This is a genomic window from Streptomyces sp. NPDC000348, assembly GCF_042898795.1.
In the GTDB taxonomy this organism is placed as follows: domain Bacteria; phylum Actinomycetota; class Actinomycetes; order Streptomycetales; family Streptomycetaceae; genus Streptomyces.
Map to the genome: position 1 here is coordinate 17,309 of NZ_JBIAZD010000024.1, position 21,399 is coordinate 38,707.

Consider the following 21,399-nt stretch of genomic DNA (forward strand, 5'->3'; position numbering starts at 1 on the left):
CGTCCATGCTGCCCACCCTCGGCGACTTCCGCCGTGACCAACTGGCGACCGCCGTCCTGTTCTTCTTCCTCGGCTTCCAGTACGCCACCTGGGCCTCCCGGCTGCCCGCCCTCAAGGAACGCTTCGGCCTGGGCGGGACGGAGGTGGGGCTGCTGCTGATGGCCGCCGGTGTCGGGGCGGCGGTGTCCTTCCCCCTGGTCGCCCCGCTGATGCGGCGGCTGGGCGCCCGGCGGCTGGCCCTGTGGTCCGCGCTGGGCCTGGCGGCGGTGCTGCCCGTGCTGGCCGCGGCCGGCAGCTATCCGCTCGCCCTGCTGGTGGTCCTCGTCGACGGTGTGGCCGTCGGCTGTCTGAACGTCGCCATGAACGCGCAGGGTGCCGCCCTCGAGTCCCACTACGGGCGGGCCGCGATGGCCCAGTTGCACGCGACGTTCAGCGGGGGCTCGCTCGGGGGCGCGCTGCTGGCCTCCGGGGTGAACACCGTGACGCACTCGGTGACCGCGCACTTCGCCGTGGCGGCGGTGCTGGGCGTGCTGCTGCTGGCCGGTTCCGGGCCCCGGGTGCTCACCGACGCGCCGGCGCCCCCGGGCGGGGAGCGGCCGGCCGGGGGCGGGAGGAAGGGCCTGCGGAACCTGACGGGCGCCTCGCGCGCGGCGCTCTGGCTGGGTTGCGCCATGGTGTTCGGCACGGTCGTCGAGGGCGCCATGAACGACTGGTCGGCGCTCTACCTGACGGAGGAGACCGGCGCGTCGGGGCGGCTGGCGCCGCTGGGCATCGCCGTCGTCTCGGTGATGATGGTGCTGGCCCGTCTCCTGGGCGACGGCTGGCGGAACCGGTGGGGCGACGCGCGGACGGTGCGGGTGGGCAGCACGGCGGCCGGCGCCGGTCTCGCCCTCGCCCTGCTGGCCGGCGGCACCTGGCCCGCGCTCATCGGCTTCGCCTGCGTCGGCCTGGGCATGGCGACGGTGACCCCCTGTCTCTACGTCGCCGCCGCCGCGGAGGGCCCGGGCGCCCTCGCCCTGGTCGCCGCCCTGGGCACCACCGGCCTCCTGGCGGGCCCGGCCGTGATCGGCTTCGTCGCCGACCACACGGATCTGACGGTCGGCATGGCAGTGGTCGCGGGGTCCGCCGTGCTGGTGGCGGTGTGCGCGTGGCGGGTCGGCTTCGAGGAGCGGGAGAGCGAGGCGGTCCCTCACCGAACGCCGAGGGGCTCCCGCACGTGAGGTCGGCGCGGGAGCCCTTCGACGGGTTCACGGGGCGGACGGCGGAGGACTCCCGCCCCGCTCCCCGGCGTCGAGGACCGGGACCGGGGCGGGGTCCCGGCCGACGTCGCCCCGGTGACCGTGGACCTGCCCGCCGTTCGGCCGGCGGCTCGCCGCCGTCACCGGCCGTGTCGTGCCGCCGGACCGAGTGCGGGATGTGCCCGGAGGGGTGGAGCGCCGGGTTCTCCCCCGGGCCGTTGACCGCTCCCCCTGTCTCCTTTGTCTCCTTCTCCCGCGCCCGCCGGTCATGTGGCGCGTCCGGAGGCCGTCGGGAGGAACAGCAGACCCGGCAGCACCGCCTGGCGCGCGTCCCGCAGGACGGCCCGGAACACCGTGGCGAGGAAGTCGATCTGGGCCGGGTGGAGCCTGTCCTGCGCTCGTGCCCCGTCCCTCGGCACGACCAGGGCACGGCCGAGGCGTGACAGCTCCGTCAGGATGCCGGCCGGCTCCAGCAGCGGGTCGATGGCGACCGGCTCCCCCACCGACAACAGGAGTCCCCGGGCGACCTGCTCCAGCTCGGGATCCTGTTCCACCGCCGCCCGGTACAGCCTGGACCGCCCGAAGGCCACCAGGCGCTCCAGCCCGGCCGGCTCCATCAGGGCCGTCACCGTCGGGATCCTGCCCCACAGGCCGTCCCTGCCCCGCCCACCGCCCAGCCAGGGGCCGAGCATGGGATCGACGTGCACGGCCCGCAGGGCGCGTTCCCCCACGTTGTACGCCAGGTCGACGGCGAACCCGGCCTCCTCCGGGTCGGTGGTGCTCCTCGCCGCGCTCAGCAGCGTCGCCCCGAGGAGCGGCAGGAGGTCCACCTCCTTCTCCTCCCAGTCCTCCTTCATGCAGACGTCGATCCAGTGGTCCAAGGCGTCCGCCGCCTCGCCGGACAGGTCCTCGGTGCCACCGGAGACCAGGTGGTTCCACGCCGCCCGCACGACTCTCTGGTTGGCGGGCGTCTCCCCGGCGCCGACGATCTCGAGGGCCGGGTCGAGACACAGCTCCCGGTAGCGCTCGAAGGGTGCGGCATGGGTGCCGGTGGCGGCCGACATCGCGACACGGGGCAGGTCGGGCACCGTACCGCGCTGGTTCCGCGGGACGGTGCGCACCTGCATCACCTCGTCGTCGGGGCGGTCGGTCAGCGCCTCCACCTCGCCGACGAGCCGCTCGTTCCCCCAGTGCTTGGACGACCTGCTGAGGAAGGACACGACGATGTCGTTGCTCTCCAGCCGGGCCAGGTACTCGTGCCGGCCGTGGCCCGGCCTGCGGTGCGTGATGCCGAGCACGACCAGGCGGACCGGCTGGCCGATCCTCAGGTGCCGGAAATGGCTGAGCGCCGACGCCGAGGCGGTGCACGACACGTGTCCGCCGGAACGCACCTGGGCCCAGACCGGCCGCCGCGGCCGGACCAGGCACTCGTGCAACTGCGTGCCCGTCAGTTCCGTCCAGGCCGCGTGTGCCGCGGGCAGCCAGCGCAGGGCACCGGAGCCGGTCTCCTGGCACAGCACGCCCGCCGGGCGCCGTTCGTCGCCGTCCCCGCGGACCACGGCGACCGGCAGCACCAGCCGCTCGGCCTCCTCCCGGATGCGCAGACCGCTCGCCGTCGTCCCGCCGGCCGTACGGTGCAGCCACAGCGCGTGGTTGCCGACGGCGGGCCGGTCCGGGTCGGTCAGCGCCTCGGCCACCGGGCCGGCGGCATCGGCCGGCAGTCCGGGGACCAGTTCGGCGAGGTGGAGGGCGAGCAGGGCACCGCCGCTGCGCAGCACGAGCCGGCCGTCCGCCAGCCGCCCCGCGGGCCACGCCGGCACCTGCCACGCCGCCCCGGGGCCGGACGGCAGCCGCGGCTGGGCCGAACGGGACACCGTCAGGCTGCCGTCGGCCCCGGTCTCCTCGACGGTCACGGGGAGCGCGCCGTCGACCATGGCCAGCAGGGAGGAGGCCCGTTCCGGGCCCCCCGCGAGCTCCCGGCGGATCCATGCGTCGTCCGCCCAGCCGTCGTCGGAGAGGGCGACGGCACCCGCCGGGAACCCGTGCACGAAGAGGACGCCGGTCCGGTCGCACCCCAGCAGCACGGCGTCGCCGCGCTCGGGGGCCCCGGACCAGGGGACGAGGCGGTTGTCCGGGGTGAGACGCACCGTGCCGCCCCCGGCGTGCTGTGCCGCCGCCGCACGGGTGACCGGATACTGCAGCTCCCGGCCGGCTCCGCCCAGGTGCAGCGCTCCGGAATCCGGTTCGCTCCTGAGCACCGTCAGCACCGCCGGTACGTCGCCCAGCGCTCCGCGCAGTCCCGGACGCCAGTCGTGCAGGACGACACAGGTGGGCTCCGTCATCCCGCGGTGGTGGGCGGAGACCCGCACCGTGTCACCGGGCCGGAACAGGTCCCAGCACAGCCCTTCCAGGGGCTCGGGGCTGCCGCTGTGCAGGGTGTGCATCAGGCCGCTGGGCACCTCGACCAGGCGGCCGGGCGACGACTCGAGCCACAGTCCGTCGGCCTCGCGCGTCCCGTCGGAGTGCCGCGCCGGGCCCGCGACGGTGTACCAGCGCGCCGCGCGTGCCGTCGCCGCCCGGCCGGACCCGGGCCCGGCCGCGGCCGGGCGGTCGGTGAGATGACCGGCGGGGAAGCCGAAGCGGCGGCCCTGCGCCGTCGGATACCGCAGGGAGGGACCGGTGGCGGGGACCACCGGCGGCGCGCTGCCCGCGCGGTCCAGTGACTCGGGCACCACGGACTCGGGACGCCCGTCGCGCCAGTGCCCGGTACGGCTGTCGTGGGGCACGTCGCGGGCGGAGGCGTGGCGTCCGGCGATCCACCGGGTACCGCGGTCCGCGAAGGAGAGCTGCGCCGGGTCGATCGGCGTCGACGGTGCCCCTCCCCTCCCCGCGGCGGGAACCACCGGGGTCAGCCGCGCCTCGAACGTGTCGGGGTCGACCGAGAGCCACGACACCGAGGACTCCCCGGCCTCCGGGGCCACGATCCCGAAGCCCGCCTCCTGTGCGCGCAGCCGGGCGACCTTCGGGTGCCGGTGCCGCATCACCCGTCCGACACGGGCGAGAACGGCGTCCTCGGACCCGGCCGACGGAGCGAGGAGTTCCACGTTGGGCAGTCCGGAGACGACGAACAGCGGCTGGCTCAGCTGCTTGCCGTCCGGCCGCCCTCCGCTCAGCAGGGGGTTCTTCGGGAACACCACGGCCTCGCGGCCGTCGACCGCGTAGGCGGAGTCGCCCGGCAGTGCCGCGCGGAGCCGGAAACGGTCGTCCCCGGTCCGGGTGACACGCACCACCATGCCCGGTTCGACGTCGCTCCACCCGGCGATGTCGGCGCGGCTCAGGACGACGTGGATGCCGGCCCGCAGCTCCAGCCGGATGTTCGGCTCGCGCTGCGTCACCGTGGCGAAGCACGAGGGGTCGCGTGCGGTGAGCCGGCTGAGCAGTGCCTTGGCACGCCGGGCCGGCGACTTGGTCAACCGTCCCTCGAAGGTGCCGTCGTCCTCCCGCCGGCCGCGCAACTCGACCAGGTAGGGCGTGCCCTTGAGGGCGTCCTCCTTGCCCTCGTCGAGGATCCGGCGCAGCAGGTCCTCCCGATGGGCGAAGGTCCGGCGGGTGACCCGGGCGACGAGCGGTTCCGGCTGCGCCTTCGGGCCGAGGTCCAGTCTCAGGTCGAGCGTGACGTCGTTGCGGCGGCGCTGGATCCGTTCGGCCCACATGAAGACGTGCTGTCCCGGACGGATGGCGTCCCTGGCCTTCCGGTCGATGACCGGCCTGAGGTGGAGGAACTCGGCCTCCCGCCCGTTGCTGCGGTCCCAGCGGCCCGTGTCCAGCCTCCCGAGCACCCGGACGACATCGGGTCCCGAGGGGTAGTGACGCAGGACGGACGCGGCCCCGCCCCGGGTCAGCCGGAGCCGGGGGGTGCTCGCCTCCCCGGGACGCTCTCCCGCACCCTCCTCGGCGCCGAACGACCCGCTCCGTGTCTGGACGTCGATGACGTGCGCCTCGTTCGCCGCCCGGTCGAGGCGGACCGTCAGCCGGGCGACGATGCCGAGGTCGGCGTCCTGGCGCAGACGCCGTTCGACGGACCAGCGGATCGCGTGCCCGTGGAGGTGCAGCCAGAACCTGTCCCGGGCCCTGCCCTGCCCGCCCTGCCGGCTCTTCGGGACGACGGTGAGCCGGGTGACCTCGTCACCGTGGAAGAAGGGCAGTTCCCGGGCGTCCCGCAGCGGGCGGTCGTCCAGCATCACGTCGTTCACGTGGACCCGCAGTGTGCGCCCGTATCCCCACTCGAAGAGGAGCCACTCGAACGGGTGACGCCCTCGCCCCGGCCGCTCCTGCCGCTCCGGGCCCACGAAGTACAGGGAGGTCTCCGTCTCACGGCCCTCCACGATGTTCTGCACTTCCATGAAGTCGCCCAGCCCCAGCGGCGGGACCTGGCGGTAGGAGGCCGTGTGGGAGGCGGTGCCCGCGGCCGGACCGGGGACCGGCCGCACCACGACACGGGCGTGCTTGCGGGAGTACGCCGCCCCCTCGACGTGGGGTCGCTCGTCCGGCTCGAGGGGCACCGGCGGCAGACTGACGCGGCGGGTGCCGCCGTCGACCGGGACGGGGAGGAGCACCGCCGTCCCCTCGCCCAGCTCGGCGTTCCAGCCGGTCGCCTTCATGACCACCGGCCACGCCTTGTCGTGCAGTCCGTCCGCGTCGGCGGTGCGCGCCTCGGTGAGGGCGAAGAACCGGCGCACCTCGCGCAGATGCGTGCCGCCGACCGGCCGGACCCGCAGGTTCACGGAATCCACCTGCCACGCCTGGTCCGTCTCGCGGGACCCCTCGGCGAAGCCCCAGGCGGTACGGCCGCGGCCCAGCCGCACCTGGACACGCCGGAGCACGGGCTCCTGGGCCCGTCCGCTCCCGTTCCACTCGCGGAAGGGAGGGCCGAGCGACACCTGTGCCGACTCGAACTCGTCCCGGCCCCGCTGCCGCGCCGAGGGCAGCTCGGCCAGCTCTCCCGGCCTGCTGTGCGACTGCCAGTAGGTGGACCGCTGCGCCGACACACCGGGGGAGGAACCCACGTAGGTGAGGCCGCCCTTGGCCGACTTGGTGATGCGCCACAGGCAGCGGGTGAAGACCCGGCGCCGGCACGGGGTGAAGACCCACTCCCGGCCCGTACGGAAGGCCCGGACCTGGTCACCGCCGGCGGTTCGGGACTCGGTGAAGGCCTCCCACGGGACGTGCAGGTCGAGCACGCGGTGGCCCACCCGCAGCCACACCCGCGGCGCCTCCCCGGAATGCGACGGGGGTGCCGACAGCAGCACTCCGTCGAGGTGGTCCTCCGCCGCGAGCAGTGCGCCGGCCTCGGCGGCCGCCCGGTCGTCCAGTCCGGCGAGCAGGTCGTCGGTGGAGACCGGCCCGCGCACGTCGCGCGGGCCGGCCGCCGGGGGGTTGCGGTTGTCCCAGGTGACCCGGGTGACGACCGCCTCCCGGCCCCGGACCGCGCGCCGCCAGTCGTCGGTGTCGCGGGCGGGCCGCAGCATGACGGACTCCGCCTCGACGGAGACCAGCGCGTTCCCGTCGACCGTCCACGCGCCGTAGGAGCCGTTGCGGGGCGCGGCCGACGCACCGGCGCGCAGCCGGACGAGGTGGCCCTTCCGGAGGTCGTGGAGCGCGTGGAACGCCTCGGGGGTCGCCTGCTGCCCGGTGAGGTGCGGATTCTCCCGGGCCTTGACGCGGCCCGTCCGCATCGCCTGCTCGTCCCAGCCGTCGATGGTCTGCTCGACGGTGTCCGCCACATGGGGAGGCATGTCGTACACGACCACGTCGGGGAAGCCGGGGATGTCGTGCTCCACCCGCCATCCCCCGTCCTTCCTGGTCACCTGGACGGTGTCGGCGAGACACAGGTCGCGCCAGCGCAGGTTGCGGGTGTCGAGGCCGTCCACCGCGGCGTCGAAGTGCTGGTTCGCGGGCACTCCGGCGGGCGGCTCGGTGACGAGGGCGAGCCGGGGCGGGCGGTCGCCCTCGGGCTCGGCCACCCGTACCCAGCAGCGCAGCCCCTCGGGGTCCTGCGCCTCGGCGATCTCCTCGTGCAGCCGTCTGGCCGAGCCCGGTTCCCAGCACCGCTCCGGGAGGAGGTAGGTGTGCCCCGGCCGCCAGGAGAACCGCCACGCGCCGGGTTCCGCGCCGGTGTCCTCGATCAGGGTCAGGACGACCGCCGTCCCGTCGCCGTACGGCAGCCGGGCGGCGAGGAACTCGGTGAAGCCGCGGTCGACGGGGCGCCAGCCGTGCTCCTCGTACCGTGCCACCGTCTCGACGACCGCGTCGCCCTCCCCGCCGTCGGTGAACCCCCTGGAGAGGTCCGGATCCCATTCGGCGAGCGGCCCGTGGTCCTCCTCGGTGAAGGCGGGGGCGTCCGCGAGGACCACGCCCGCCGTCGCCTTCTCCGGGCGCAGCGTGACGCGCACCCGGCGCACGTCGCCCACCCGGTGCGTCACCGGAAGACGCTGGGGCACGCCCTTGATCTCGACGCCCGCGTAGTGATCGTGGCCCAGCTGGAACCGGACGGGGTCGCCGACCCGGGCCCCTTCGTAGGGATAGGCCTCCAGAGGTCGCCCCATACCGCAGTTGACCAGCAGCCGCTCACCGTCCGCGGTCCGTCCGCACACCACGCCGAGCAGACTCGGGGACTTGCCCATGGTCGCCTTCTTGACGGCCTCCTCGCACCGTTCCGGGTGCTGGTACAGGTCGTAGGTGTCCAGTCGGTCCGGCTCGACCGGCAGGTGGTGGAACACCACCTCGTCGCTGCTCCGGTACGCGAGCTGGGCCACCACCGTGCGCGCGTCGGGGAGTCCCCTCCCCCGGCCGGACCCGGCCGCGTGGTGCGCGGAGGTGCCGAGCGGCACGGTCCGCGACCGGAGGACGGGCGTGAGGACCGAGTTCTCCCAGGACCTCTCGACGAACTCCCGGTTGCGCCGGCTCTCCGCGGAAGCGCCCCGCGTCAGGGTACGGACCAACCGGTCGAGTTGCCGGCCGAGCGCCTGCTCGGTCTCCCGGTACATGGCCCGCTCCCAGACGTCGAGGGAGGCCCGGGCGGCACCGGCCGCGGCCAGCCGGCCGTCGTAGGACAGGCTGAGCAGACGGGTCCGTACGGTGGTGTCGACGTGGGAGGCCAGCCGGTCGAACAGAAGCTCCTGGTCGGTGGGCGTGCGCAGACCGAACTCGGTGAAGACGTCGAGGAGTTTGCCCAGTACCCGGGTCTCGTGCTCGTCGTCGCCCCGGACGACGTCGAAGATCTGGAGCAGGTACCAGCGGGTCAGTCGCGCCAGCTCCTTGGGTGCCCGGATCTGGTCCATCCGGGCGGCCCAGGCCTCGACGATGCGGCCGAGGTCCGGGTCGGCCGGACCGCCGCGGGGCCGCGACAGCGCCTGCAGCAGCCGCACCGACGCCCCCGCCAGCCCGACTGCCGAGCCGTTGCTCCTGGCCTTGGCGGTCCAGGAGTCGAAGGCGGCCACGTCCTCACGGGTCTCCAGGTCGCCCGGGGCCGTGAGCAGGACCTCCTGGAAGGTCTGCGGCCGGCGGCCCATGTCACGGTCCTCGGTCAGGCGGTCGGCGGTGACGTCCCGGCGCAGCAGCAGCCGCAGGAGCAGCAGCGCGTTGCCGAGGTGGTGGCGCCGGAACCACGGGTGGAGCCGGCGGGCGGCCTGGTCCAGCAGACGTTCGACGATGGGCGGTTCGCCGTCGAACCAGCGGCTCTGCGGGGTGCGGTCCAGCGGGCCGGAGGCCCCCGAGAGGGCGTCCAGTACGGCGGACACCAGCACGTTCAGGGCTCCCCCGTCCTGGTGGAGCAGCTGGGACTGACGGTAGAAGCGCTGGGTGGAGTCCTTCCACGCCCCGAGGTCCGCGCCGGCGATCGCGCGGTGGGCGAACACCTCCGGGTGCAGTTCCGGGTACACGCCGCGCAGGGCGTACGTCCCCGTCCGGTAGGCGGAGAGGGCGAGCGGCACCAGCATGGACGGGAGGGGCGCGTCCTCGTGCTGTTCGTTGCCGTGGGTGAGGTTCAGCATGTACGCCCCGAGCTTTCCCTCGGTGAGGACCTCGGTGGCGTGCATCACCAGGTCGGCGAGGAAGCGGGCCTCCTCGCCGCCGTGCCGCATCAGCCTGACCGCCGTGCGCAGTGACGACAGCAGCCGCAGGAGCACCACCGGATCGTGTGCCGCGGGGAAGCGGCCGTCCCCGCCCGCGGCGTCCCTGCCGGTCCGCGCCCGGTCCAGCCACGGCGAGAAGGCCCAGGTGGACACGCCCGGGAGCCTGGGTGTGTCGAGGTGGCCGGTCCTGATCACCTGCGGTCCGGCGGAGCCGTCCTGCCGCGCCGGGACCGCCGGTCCGGTCCGCAGGTGCCAGAGGTCGGTGAGCTGACGCGCCCAGGCGCCGAGTTCCCGGTCCTCGACGGGCCCGCCGAACCGCACCGGATAGCGGGGCTGACCGCCGGGTGCGCCCCACCGGTTCGCCAGGACCGCCGCGGCCTGCTCGGGGTGCGACCCGGCCGCCAGGTCCCAGAGGACCTGCTGCCACAGGACGGCGGGCAGGGCGGGGGGCACCGGCGCGTCGCCGGGCAGACCGAGACGGTCGAGGACGCGCTCGGCCCCGGTGCCCGGCCGGGCGTCGCCCCGCAGTCTCCTCAGGCGGCGGAGTCCGTTGAGGGTGACGGCGTCGGCGTCCAGGGCGGCCACGGTCCGTTCCGCGTCCGGGCCGGTGCCCGGGTGCAGCAGGCGTGCCGCGGCGGCCATCAGGTCGGGCTCCAGGTCGGCCCAGCCGACGGCCGGCCGGCAGAGCGCCTTCAGCAGCCGGTTGTGCTCGGCGGCGGTGGAGGCGGTCCCGCTCAGGGCGCGCAGGGCGAGCAGGAACGGCAGGCGTCCCCATTCGTGGTGCAGGGCCCGGCGCGTGAGCTCGTCCAGCCAGGAGTCCTCGCCGCGCAGGTCCGAGGTGATGTCCTCGGCCGCCTCGGGGTGCCGGACGAGGTGCGCGGTCACGGCCAGCAGGAGGGTTTCCTGCGGGTAGTGGGTGAGTTCACGGAACGGCTCCTGGGTGGTCCTGGGTGTGGCGTCGCGGCCCCAGACCTCCGCGGCGTGGCGCAGCCGTGCGGCCGCCCGGGCCGGGCTCTCCTCCGCGCAGGCCCGTAACGCGGCGGTGAGTGCCTCGCCGACCGGGCCGCCGCCGGCCGTGCCGGCCACCGTCCTCAGCAGGTGTTCCATGCACAGGTCCGCGCTGTCGCCCCTCCGGGTGGCCAGGGCCAGCAGCCGGGGAACGACGTGCAGGGCGGTCCAGGGTTCGCAGCCGTCCAGTGACTCCAGAGCGTCCGGAAGCGTCCCGTCCGGCGTCACGGGCGCGTCGAGCACGTCCAGCACGGCCAGGTAGGCGTGAGCGGCGTGCGGGGTGTCGCGCATCGCGGCGCAGAAGTACCAGTCCTCGATCATCATCGTGCCTTGTCGGTCTTGGAGGGGCGGGAGGCGGTGGACGGCGCTCGGCCCACCGCGATCCGTATGGCTTCGGTGCGCAGGGCCGCGTCGAAGCCCGGAGGCGGCGGGCCCGTCCGGTTCAGCCCGAGTGCGTGGCGTTCCAGGGGCGGCCGCAGGAGCAGCCGGCCCAAAGCCTCGTTGTCGACGCCGGCGGCGCGCAGGAGCGGCCCCGGATCCCTGGTGTAGGGCAGCGCGGCGAGGACCTTCCCGGCCTGTACGTCGAGGCCGGCGCGGGCCGCGGCCGGGGCGCTGTCCGGGTGCGCGGCAAGCCATCGGGCCACTTCGGTCCCGTCGGGCTTCCGGTGGGCCCAGCCCTCGAGGAACCGGCGCACCAGACGGCGGACGGGAACGGACAGCACGGGGTCGTTCCAGGCGAGCAGGTCACCGTCGGAGAGCCTCGGGACGTGCGTCAGGAGAGCCAGGGCGATGGTGTCGGCCCGCTCCGAGTCGATGTCCAGGGGCAGGTCACCCGGGCGGGGCACCGGCCGGTCCGCTCCGAGCGCCCGGACCCAGGCACGCATGTCGTCGTCGTACTCGGCGGCGGCCTTCAGGGAGGCGGGACGACCGGGCAGCCCCTCGTCGGCCGCCAGGCGTTCCAGCTCCCGTCCGTACCGCCCGGGGTCCAGCCGCCGCAGCGCCAGCAGCGCCCGCTCGTCGGCGGGGTGGGCTCCGCCGTCCGGGAGGGCCGCCCCGTCGTCGCGGTACCGCTTGCCGGGGCGGTGACGGCTCAGCGCGGTGACCGGCGTCCCGAGACGGTTCTCCAGGTCGTCCCGCACCTGCGTCAGGACGCCGGGTCCCCTGTCCTCCAGAACGGGCGCCGGTCCCCGCAGGACCACGATGAACGGCCGTTCCAGGCGGCCGTTCCCGTCCCGCAGACGCCGCAGCCACTCGGCGATCCTCTCCTGCCACCAGTCGGGGAACCAGTCGGTCAGCTCGGTGCGCAGGACCCAGCCGTCGTCGGCCCTGCGTTCGACGACATCCGGGGTTGCGGGGTCGAACCTGTCGAAGTCCTCCCGGAAGTCGTTCCACTCGCCCTCGGTGGACGTCGCGTACCGCTCCCAGGAGACCAGCGGCCGCGGAGGCCGGTCCACGTCGGTGGCGAACCACCGGCGGGCGGGCAGGCCGCCCTTCCGCAACAGCACGGTCCAGGCCTTCTCGTGGTGGTTCAGGTCCTGCGCGAGGTCGTGGTCGGGGACGTCGAGGAGGACACCGGCGAACGGCCGTCGCTCCAGCCCCCACACGACGTCGAGCCGCACTCTCCTGCTGTCGGTCCCCCACGTGGGCACGGCGCCCCGTGGCCTCTCGCCGTGCTCGCCGGCCGGGGGGAGCGGGACGAGGGGATAGGCGTGTGCCGGGCCCCGTACCGGCCCCGGTGGGGCTTCACGCAGGCGCAGGCTGCTTCTGCCGGTGTAGAGGGCGGGGACGGCGAGGTTGCCGACGATGTCCGTCAGCTTCCCGACTTCGGTCAGGCCGTTCGCCATCGCGGCATGGATCTCGCCGTCCTCCGCCAGCCCGGTGACCAGACCGATGAGGAACTCCTGCCCCAGGTGCTGCCTCACGGGTGCCTGCATGGCCACCACGGCGGGGACCCGCCGGGCCACGATGTGGTGGGCGGCGGTGCCCCAGCCGCTCCGGGAGGCGTTCAGCCCCGCGGTGTCGCAGGAGATCAGTACGACCAACTGGGTGCCCGACACCCGGAAGAGCTCCGCCAGCTCACGGGCCGGTACCCAGTCGGGGCCGGCGCCCTGGGGTCCGTGCAGGACGATGCCGCACTCCTCGTCCCGGTCCATCCACCCGTGGGCGATGACGCACACCACGTGGACGGTGGTGCGCAGCCGCTGGGCGAGCTGCGCGCGGGTGGCGGCGTGCAGCAGTTCGGCTTCGCCGATCACCTTCAGCCGGCGCACCGCCTCGCCGGCCGCCTCCCGCGTCCAGTCGATCCCGCTTCGGGGCGCCCCACCGGCCCGGTCCTCCCGGCGGATCGCGTCCGCCGCCGTGACCACCAGCGAACGCAGGCCCGTCCTGTTCCCCGGGGGAGCGGCTGATTCGAGCACCCGGGAGACCACGAGCCGGCCCGGGGCGCTGACGAGGTGTGCCGTCCGGCCGGAGCCCACCGGATCCGACGCCGACGTGGCGAGCGTGGTCCGGGTCAGTTCCCAGGGCAGCGCGGAGAACACCAGGTTGACGCACCCGATCCTCACCCGCAGCAGGGCGTCCTCCCGGAGGGCGTCGATGTAGGCCTGTTGCAGGGCCTGTTCGACGCCCTCCGGTAAGAGGAGCGGCCGCAGGGCCAGGCCGATGTCCTCGGTGTCGCTCACCTTGTCCCGGAATCCGGCGACCAGCGCGCCGAGGCCCTCGCCCCTGCCGTGCCCCGTGACCCTGCCCCGCGGGCCGGACAACGCGACGGACGCCGTCCAGAGCTCCGTCCCGTCCGCCAGGTCCTCCACCTCGGCGTTCGTCAGCGTCAGTTCGACCTCGTGCGCTCCGCCCATCTCTGAACCCCCGTGTTCATTCGTTCAGCCCGCGAGAAGCAGCACAGCCGCCTCGACGACCAGCACGGCGGCGGCGACCTGCCACTGGAATCTGCGCAGCCGGCCGCCCGGCAGGACCCGCCGGCCCGGTGCCGGCGCACCGCCGCCGGCCGGTGCCGGGCCCGGCGGCCGGACGGCGTGCGACACGGCCAGCCATGCGATCTCGCGCCCGGGGATCGCCAGACGTATGTAGGCGGCGGGCCAGGAACCGTCCCCCGACGTCTGATCCTCACGGAACAACTCCACGCCCTTGAGGACCAGTTCACGCCGGTCCACCTCGGGGTGGGTGTTCATGGTGTGGAAGAACCCCGACACACGGTATCCACCGCTTTTCAGCGCGACCACCAGTTTGGGACGTTTGCCCGCCGGGACGTCGTTGTACAGCAGTTCGTACCACACGTCGTCGAAACTCTGGATGCCGCCGCTCGTCGGAGGGCGGACCAGACCGACGGCGAGCAGCGCCAGTGCCGTGGCCGCGAAGAGTTCCGCCGCGAGCCCGGTCGCGGTGAGCTCCGGATGCGCCGTGACGTAGCGGGCCGGGTCGGCCAGCAGTCCGGTGGGACTCGGCAGGCTTCCCGGCCGCACCTCACGTATGGCGATCAGCAGCGCGGTCGCGGAGGCCGTGCACAGGGCTCCGGCCAGCACCACCCGGGCGGTCTCCACGAACGGGCTCTCCACGCGGGAGGGGCTGCGGCGGCGCAGGCTCAGTTCGAAGGCCAGTCCCGGCACCACGACGACCAGGAAGACGAGGACGGCCGTGAAGGAGGTGGGCAACCCCGACGTCACCCCGCGGAATCGTCGGACTGCCGGGTGGGCTCGGGCGGCGACGCCGTCGTGGCGGAGGCCGGGGCGCCGATCTCGAAGCGCGGCGACACCTCGTCGTGCTGCGGGTCGTCGTGGGAAGGATCCGCGCGCACCACGCCGTAGTGGTCGTCGCCGCCGTCGCCGGACAACCGGACCGGGCGCGGGGGTACAAAGGCCGGCGGTTCGTCGTCCTCGTACGCCTCGTGGAAGGGATTTGCCTCGGACATGCGAACCACCCCCGTGGAACGTCCTGTTCGGAGGAACAACATATATCGCCCGCCGGTCCCTGTCCGGCGGGCGGAGATCTTCCATCCGTTCGGGCGGCGCACCCTGCCGCCCGAACGGATCCGGCGCGGCTACTCCGGCACGGCGCCCAGCGTCTTGAGGACCCCGTACACGCCGACGCACAGGATCGCGGCGCTGCTGAGGACGAGGGCCGCGGTGAGCCAGGGGCTGGTGCGGAAGCGCTCGGGCACTCCGGTGTGGCGCAGGCGCCAGACCGCGACGACCACGGCGAGCAGGAAGATCCCGCCGCCGATGCCGCCGATCTGCACCATCAGCACCGGCGACTGCATCCAGAGGAAGAAGCAGGTCCACAGCAGCGGCAGGCACCAGGTGAGGATGCGGATGGTGCGGGTGCGGGCGCGGACGTCGCTCCAGTCGACGACGCCGAGCAGGCCGAGGGTGTTGGTCCACAGCCGGGGCACGGAGGCGGTGGAGCCGATGAGGGTGGAGAAGAGGACGGCGAAGGCGCCGACGAGGAACAGGTACTCGGCCCAGGGGCCCATGGTGTCGGTGTAGATCCGCGAGAGCGTGGTGATCATCTCGTTGCCCTCGGGCACGAGGCCCTGCGGGTGGAGCACGGCCGCGCCGATGACGTAGAAGGACAGGGTGCACAGCACACAGACGGCGAGGCCGGTGAGGGCGTCCAGGCGCATCACCCTGATCCAGCCCTCGGCGCGTCGGGCGCGCTCCTCGCTGCCGTCGTCGGGGCCGGTCCAGCGGGCGTAGCCCTTCTCCAGGCACCAGTAGGTGTACGTCGTCATCTCGTCGGCGCCGACGCCGGTGATGCCGAAGACGGCCAGCGCGATGCCGACGGTGCCGGCCGGGATCTCGAAGCCGAAGCCGCTGCCCAGTTCGGACGCGCCGTAGCCGAACCCGGTGCCGGGCAGGCCGACCGCGAGGCTGACGGTGACCAGGGTGAAGACGACGACGGAGACCAGGCAGGCGCGTTCGACGAGGCTGTACTTGCCGGACTGCAGCAGCAGGATCGCGGCGACCGTGACGACGACGGCCCACAGCGCCAGGGAACCCCGGCTCAGCGGTTCGCCGATGACCGGCCACAGCACCGAACACGCGGCCGCCGTACCGCCGATGATGCCGCCGCGCTGGAACATCTTGGCGAAGTCCATGCCGATCCAGAGCCAGTTGATCCAGCTCAGCCGGCCGATGCGCGGGCCGACCTCGCGGTAGCCCTCCAGCGCGGTGCGTCCGTTGAGGATGGTCCACCGGGCCAGTTCCATCTGGACCCAGACCTTGACCGCGGTCGAGACGATCACCAGCCACAGCAGCGCGAAGCCGGCCTGGGCGCCGAGCGCGGTGGTGGTGATCAGCTCCCCGGAGCCGACCACGGCGGCCGACAGCACGAAGCCGGGGCCGAGATGGCGGATCCGGTCGCGGAAGGTGGTGGGCGCCGGGCGGGCGTCCTCGGGGCGCAGGGCGTACGGATCGGCCTGCGCGTGCTCCGCCGCTGGGGCGGTGGCGGTGGTCGACATGGCGGTGTTCCTTTGCTGGTTCCGGCGCCGTCGCCGGAGCGGAAGGCAAACAGGGCAGGGCGAAGCAACGGGGGGTGACGTGGTGGGGCGGCGGCGGGGTCAGCCGGCCGCGTGGCGCGGGGGCTCGCCGGCGAGGACACGGAGTACGTCCTCGGCGACCATCAGGCCCATCGCGCGGTTGGCCTCCGGGGTGCAGGCGGCCATGTGGGAGGTGAGGGTGAGACGGGGGGCCGTGCGCAGGACGTGGCCGGCCGGGAGGGGCTCGACGGCGAAGGCGTCGAGCGCGGCGGCGGCCAGGTGCCCGGAGTGCAGGGCGGCGGCGAGCGCGGTGTCGTCGACGAGGCCGCCGCGGGCGGCGTTGACGAGGATGGCGCCGGGTTTCATGGCGCCGAGGCGGGCGGCGTCGAGGAGCGGGGCGCCGGCGGGCGGGAGGTGCAGGGTGACGACGTCGGCGCGGGCGAGGAGCGCGTCGAGGGCGGCGGGCTCGGCGTCCGCCGCGGTCACCGCGTCGTCGGGGACGTACGGGTCGTGGGCGAGGACGCTCATTCCGAAGGCGCGCGCGTAGCCGGCGACGAGCCGGCCGATCCGGCCGAAGCCGACCACGCCGAGGGTCCGGCCGTGCAGTTCCGGGCCGAAGAGCTTGGGCCAGCCGCCTTCGGTGACGGCGGTGTGCGAGGCGCTGATCCGGCGGGCGGCGTCGAGCACCAGCCCGAAGGTGTACTCGGCGACCGCCCGGGAGTTGGAGCCGGGCGCGCAGACGACGGGGATGCCGCGGTCGCGGGCGGCGGCGACGTCGATGGTGTCGGTGCCGACGCCGTGCTTGGCGATGACCCTCAGCCGCGGGGCGGCGTCCATGACCTCGGCGGTGACGGGGTCCATGCCGGCGACGAGCGCGTCGGCGCCGGCGATCCGGTCGAGCAGTTCGTCGTACGGCAGGGCGCGGTCGTCGTACGGGCGGACCGGGCCCGCGCCGCCGTCGGCGAGCAGGGTCCACGGGTCGGGCGAGTGGCGGGCGAAGGTGGGGGTGGTGATGAGGGTGGTGCGGGTCGGTGTGCTCATGCCCGGCCCTTCCGCGCGGCGTCCAGGTGGGTGGCGGCGATCTGCTGGAGGTGGACCACGTCGGCGGCGACGGACGCGAAGGTGAAGCCCTCGTCGAGCCGGCGGGCGGCGCTCGCGCCGTCGCCGTTGTGGATGCCCGCGGCGATGCCGGCGGCCTCGGCGGCCTCGCGGACGCGGGTGAGGGCCTGCTCGAACGCGTCGGCCACGTCCGGGTCGGTGGAGGTCCTGCCCCCGATGGCCAGGCGCAGGTCGGACGGGCCGACGTACACGCCGTCGAGACCCGGGGTGGCGCAGATCTCCTCGACGTTCGCGAGACCGTCGGCGGTCTCGATCATGGCGAGGACGGCGGTCTGCTCGTGGGTGTCGGCCGGGTCGGGGCCGATGCGCAGCTGGGCGCGCATCGGGCCGTAGGAGCGGCGGCCGTGCGGCGGGTAGCGCACGGCGGCGACCGCGTCGGCGGCGTCCTGCGCGGTGTCGACGAGCGGCACGATGACGGCGGCGGCGCCCGCGTCGAGCGCGCGGCCGATGTACGTCGGGTCGTTGGCCTCGACGCGGACCACGCCGACGGCGGTGGAGCCGCGGGTGTCGGTGGCGATGAGGTTGTTCAGCAGGCCCTGGTAGCCGAAGAGGCCGTGCTGGGCGTCGAAGGCCAGGTAGTCGTAGCCGAGCCGGGCGAGGCGTTCGGCGGCGACGGGCGAGTCGAGCAGCGACCAGTAGCCGATGAGGGGGCGGCGGTCGCGCAGTGCGGCGGTGAAGTGCGCGGCGGTGGTCATGAGGGGTCTCCGGACTGCTGGGATCGGGCTGGTCAGCGGTGGTAGGCGGGCATCGGGCCGCGCAGCGCGGAGCCGACGGCGTCGCAGGCGGCGGTCACGTCCTCGGGCAGCGGGCCGGCCTCGGCGGCGGCGATGTTGGCCCGCAGGTGTTCCGGCCGGGAGCCGCCGAGCAGGAGCGCGTCGGTGGAGGGGCGGTCCAGCAGCCAGCGCAGGGCGAGTTCGGTGAGCGGGAGGCCGGCTTCGTCGGCGATCGCGGTGAGCTGTGCGACGGCGGCGAACAGGTCCTCGTTCCAGTAGCGCTCCCGGTACATCGCGGCAAGCCTGGAATCGCCGAAGCGGCCGGTGGCGGGGTCGGCCCCGAAGCGGTGCCGGCCGGTGAGGAGGCCGCCGCCGAGCGGGTTGTAGACCATGGTGCGCAGACCGCTCACCGCCGCGTACTCGGCGTACTCCTCCTCGATCCGGCGGGCGAGGAGGTTGTGCAGCTGCTGCGCGACGACCGGGCGCGGGGCGCCGACCTCGTCGGCGGTGCGGGTCAGCTCGGCGATCCGCCAGGCGGCGAAGTTGGACACGCCGAGCGCGCGGATCTTCCCCTCCGCGACGAACTCCGCCACGGCCGTGAGGGTCTCCGCGAGCGGCGTACGGCGGTCCGGCTGGTGCAGGTAGAAGAGGTCGACGTGGTCGGTGCCGAGCCGCTTGAGGCTGCCGTCGAGGGCGGCGCGCAGACCGGCCGCGGAGAGCGGGGCGTGCTCGCCCTGGTCGGGGTGCGGGATGCCGGCCTTGGTGGCGAGCACGATCCGGTCCCGGCGCCCGGGCAGCAGCCCGGCGAGGATCCGCTCGCTCTCGCCGCCCGCGTAGCCGTTGGCCGTGTCCACGCCGGTGAGGCCGGCGTCGAGGGCGGTGTCCAGCATGGCGGCGGCGCCCGCGCGGTCGACGGTGTCGCCGAACGTCATGGTGCCCAGGACCAGGCGGGAGAGCGGTACGGGGACGGGCGGGAGCTCGATTCCCTGGGGGCTTCCGTGCGGGCCGGGGCGGGTGCCGGTGCTCACGAGCGGTTCCTTCCGGGGCGGTGCGGGTTGCTTCTCGGTGGGTGAACGCTCGCATGACTGCGCGTTATGCGCAAGAGTCTCGCGCGAATCGCGCAAGCTATGTCATCATCGGGGCACCGCGACAGCGAGTTCCCGGAGGAGGTCCGCATGTGCCGTCGAGGCGACACCGCGGTCGTCGCGCTCGCCGACGACCTGTCGGGGGCGGCGGAGGCCGCCGCCCTGCTGCGGCTGCCCGCGCGGCTCGTGCTGCACCCCGACGACCTGGGGATATGCGGTACCAATGGAGAGGCCGTGGTGGTGGACCTCGACTCGCGGTACCTGGACGACGCGGCGGCGGCCGCCGCGGTACGGGCCGCGGTGGACGCGGTGGGGACGGCGGCGGAACGGGCCGCGGCCGACGGGCGCCTGCCCGGGACCGCCACCACCTCTCGCGCGTTTCGCGCAGTCAAGTCCCGCGACCCGTACGCCAGTCCGCTCTGGTTCAAGAAGTGCGACTCCCTGCTGCGCGGACCGGTCGGCGCCGAGGCGGCCGCCTTCGCGGAAGGGGCCGAGGTCCTGGTGATCGCGACCGCCCTGCCCGCCGCACGGCGCGTGGTGCGCGGCGGCGTGGTCCTGGTCGACGGGGTGCCGCTGCACGAGTCCCCGGCCTGGCGCGCGGAGGAGCGCACCCCGCCGCGGTCCGTCGCCGGGGCACTGGCGCCGCTGCCGACCGCGGACGTACCGCTGGAGACCGTACGACAGGGGCCCCTCGCCCTCGCCGGCCGCTTCCGGGAGCTGGCGGCCCGCGGACGGCACCCGGTCTGCGACGCGGAGACCGACACCGACCTGACGGTGATCGCCACCGCGGCGGACCTCCTCGGCCACGGCGCCCGGCTCCTGGGCAGCGGCGGCCTGGCGGCGGCCCTCGGCCGCCGGCTCGCCTCGCGGCGCGCGCACGGGGCGTCGACGGGAACCGGGCCCACGGCCGCCCGGCCGGCGGCGGCACCGTTCCCGACGCGGCCGACGGTGGCCTCGGTGCCGACGGACACCGGGCCGGCGTCACAACCGCCGGCGGCGGCCGCGCCCACGCCGGCCGGAGCGGCCGCCCCGGCGGTCGCGGCCGGGGCTCCGGTCCGGGTGGCCGTCGAGGACGGGGGGCCGGCGGGTGCCGGGGACGTCGCGCGGCCGCTGCTCGTCGTCGCCGGGAGCGCGGAGCCCGTGGTGGCCGAGCAGGTCGGACGGCTGGTCGCGGCCGGGGCCCGTCATCTTCCTCTGGCACCGGGTGAGCTGGCCGGGGCGGAGGGCGTCGTACTGCCCGGGCTCGCGCCCGGCGCGGTGACCGTGGTGTCCGTGGACGGGTCCGACGGGATCCGGCCCGGTGCGGCACGCGCGGTCGTGGCCGGACTGGCCCGGGCCGTCTCCGCGGTGCCGGGGCGGCCGGACCTCGTGCTGACCGGGGGCGAGACGGCCCGCCGGGTGCTCGACTCGCTCGGCGTCACGACGCTGTGGCCGGTCGGCGAGATCCACCACGGTGCCGTGCACTGCAGGACCGCGGACGGCCGGTCGGTCGTCACCCGCCCCGGGAGCTTCGGCGGCCCGGACTCGTTCGTTCGTATCGCGGCGGCACTCCGCCCCCGCCATCCCTCTCAGCAAGGAGACACCCCCGTGAACGCGCAGCAGCCCCTCCCCCTCATCGGTGTCACCATGGGCGACGGCGCCGGTATCGGGCCCGAGGTGATCGTGCCCGCGGTACTGGACGCCGCGACGCTGGGCCGGTGCCGGCCGGTGGTGATCGGTGACGCCGCGCGGCTGCGGGAAGCGGCCCGGATCCTCGGCGTGGACTGCGAGGTCGTGTCCGTGCCGACGCCGGCGGCGGCCGAGTCCGCGCCGGGCCGCATCAACGTCGTCGACCTCGCACTGCTGCCCGCGGACCTGCCCTGGGGCACCCTGTCCGCCGAGGCCGGCGACGCCGCGTACGAGTACGTCAGGCGGGCCGCGGAGCTGGCCCTCGCCGGGGAGATCGACGGCATCTGCACCGCTCCCCTCAACAAGGAGGCGCTGCACGCCGCCGGGCACGTCTACCCCGGGCACACCGAACTGCTCGCCCACTTCACCGGGGTGGAGGAGGTGTCGATGATGCTCTCCACCGAGAAGGTGAAGGTCATCCACGTCACCACCCACATCGGCCTCGTCGACGCCGTCAACCGGATCGAGCCCGGCCTGGTGGAGCGGACCGTGCGCCGCGGCCACGAGGCCATGGTCCGGGCGGGGGTGGCCGCACCCGTCATCGGCGTCTGCGGCATCAACCCGCACGCCGGCGAGAACGGGCTGTTCGGCTACGGCGAGGAGGAGGAGAAGATCGTCCCCGCGCTGGAGACGGTGCGCCGCGACGGCATCGACGCGCGCGGCCCGCTGCCCGCCGACACCGCGTTCTTCCTGGCCTCCCGGGGCGACTACGACCTCATCGTGGCGATGTACCACGACCAGGGCCACGGCCCGGTGAAGGTGCTCGGCATCGAGGCGGGCGTCAACCTCACCGTGGGCCTCCCGGTGATCCGCACCTCCGTCGACCACGGCACGGCTTTCGACATCGCCGGTACGGGCAAGGCCGAGGCCGGTAGCATGATCGAGGCGCTGCGGCAGGCCGCCGAGATGTCCACCGCCCGCTGAAACCCCGCACCGCGAAGGACA

10 protein-coding genes are annotated in these 21,399 nt (G+C 74.7%); 2 read left to right on the forward strand and 8 right to left on the reverse strand.

Annotated elements, in window-relative coordinates; genetic code table 11:
• Window positions 1-5 precede the first annotated feature (5 nt).
• Window positions 6-1,220: an MFS transporter gene (locus ACFY3N_RS32550; RefSeq protein ID WP_390820402.1), complete on the forward strand. Its 1,215-nt coding sequence runs from the start codon at window positions 6-8 to the stop codon at window positions 1,218-1,220.
• 284 nt (window positions 1,221-1,504) lie between these two features.
• On the opposite strand, the gene ACFY3N_RS32555 is transcribed toward ACFY3N_RS32550, so the two are convergent.
• The 8 genes from ACFY3N_RS32555 to ACFY3N_RS32590 form a co-directional block, all read right to left on the reverse strand.
• Window positions 1,505-10,702 (reverse strand): hypothetical protein, encoded by a 9,198-nt coding sequence (locus ACFY3N_RS32555; RefSeq protein ID WP_390820403.1) that lies wholly within the window; start codon window positions 10,700-10,702, stop codon window positions 1,505-1,507.
• Window positions 10,699-13,233, reverse strand: a complete 2,535-nt coding sequence (locus ACFY3N_RS32560; protein WP_390820404.1) for a CHAT domain-containing protein — start codon at window positions 13,231-13,233, stop codon at window positions 10,699-10,701. The genes ACFY3N_RS32555 and ACFY3N_RS32560 overlap by 4 nt, the downstream gene beginning before the upstream one ends.
• Window positions 13,234-13,257: 24 nt before the next feature.
• Complete coding sequence (locus ACFY3N_RS32565) at window positions 13,258-14,058, reverse strand: DUF6338 family protein (protein ID WP_390820405.1); 801 nt, start codon at window positions 14,056-14,058, stop codon at window positions 13,258-13,260.
• On the reverse strand, window positions 14,055-14,303 hold the full coding sequence (locus tag ACFY3N_RS32570) for a hypothetical protein (protein WP_390820406.1): 249 nt from the start codon (window positions 14,301-14,303) through the stop codon (window positions 14,055-14,057). The genes ACFY3N_RS32565 and ACFY3N_RS32570 overlap by 4 nt, the downstream gene beginning before the upstream one ends.
• 129 nt (window positions 14,304-14,432) lie before the next feature.
• Complete coding sequence (locus tag ACFY3N_RS32575; protein WP_390820408.1) at window positions 14,433-15,851, reverse strand: Nramp family divalent metal transporter; 1,419 nt, start codon at window positions 15,849-15,851, stop codon at window positions 14,433-14,435.
• A gap of 99 nt (window positions 15,852-15,950) precedes the next feature.
• Window positions 15,951-16,910 (reverse strand): phosphoglycerate dehydrogenase, encoded by a 960-nt coding sequence (locus ACFY3N_RS32580; RefSeq protein ID WP_390820410.1) that lies wholly within the window; start codon window positions 16,908-16,910, stop codon window positions 15,951-15,953.
• Entirely contained in the window at window positions 16,907-17,683 is a 777-nt protein-coding gene (locus tag ACFY3N_RS32585; RefSeq protein ID WP_390820411.1) for an HpcH/HpaI aldolase/citrate lyase family protein, read from the reverse strand. The genes ACFY3N_RS32580 and ACFY3N_RS32585 overlap by 4 nt, the downstream gene beginning before the upstream one ends.
• Before the next feature lie 32 nt (window positions 17,684-17,715).
• On the reverse strand, window positions 17,716-18,729 hold the full coding sequence (locus ACFY3N_RS32590; protein ID WP_390820413.1) for an aldo/keto reductase: 1,014 nt from the start codon (window positions 18,727-18,729) through the stop codon (window positions 17,716-17,718).
• A gap of 147 nt (window positions 18,730-18,876) precedes the next feature.
• Between ACFY3N_RS32590 and pdxA the strand changes: the two genes are divergently transcribed.
• Window positions 18,877-21,378, forward strand: coding sequence for a 4-hydroxythreonine-4-phosphate dehydrogenase PdxA (gene pdxA, locus ACFY3N_RS32595; protein WP_390820414.1), 2,502 nt, complete (start codon window positions 18,877-18,879; stop codon window positions 21,376-21,378).
• The last annotated feature ends 21 nt before the right edge of the window (window positions 21,379-21,399 follow it).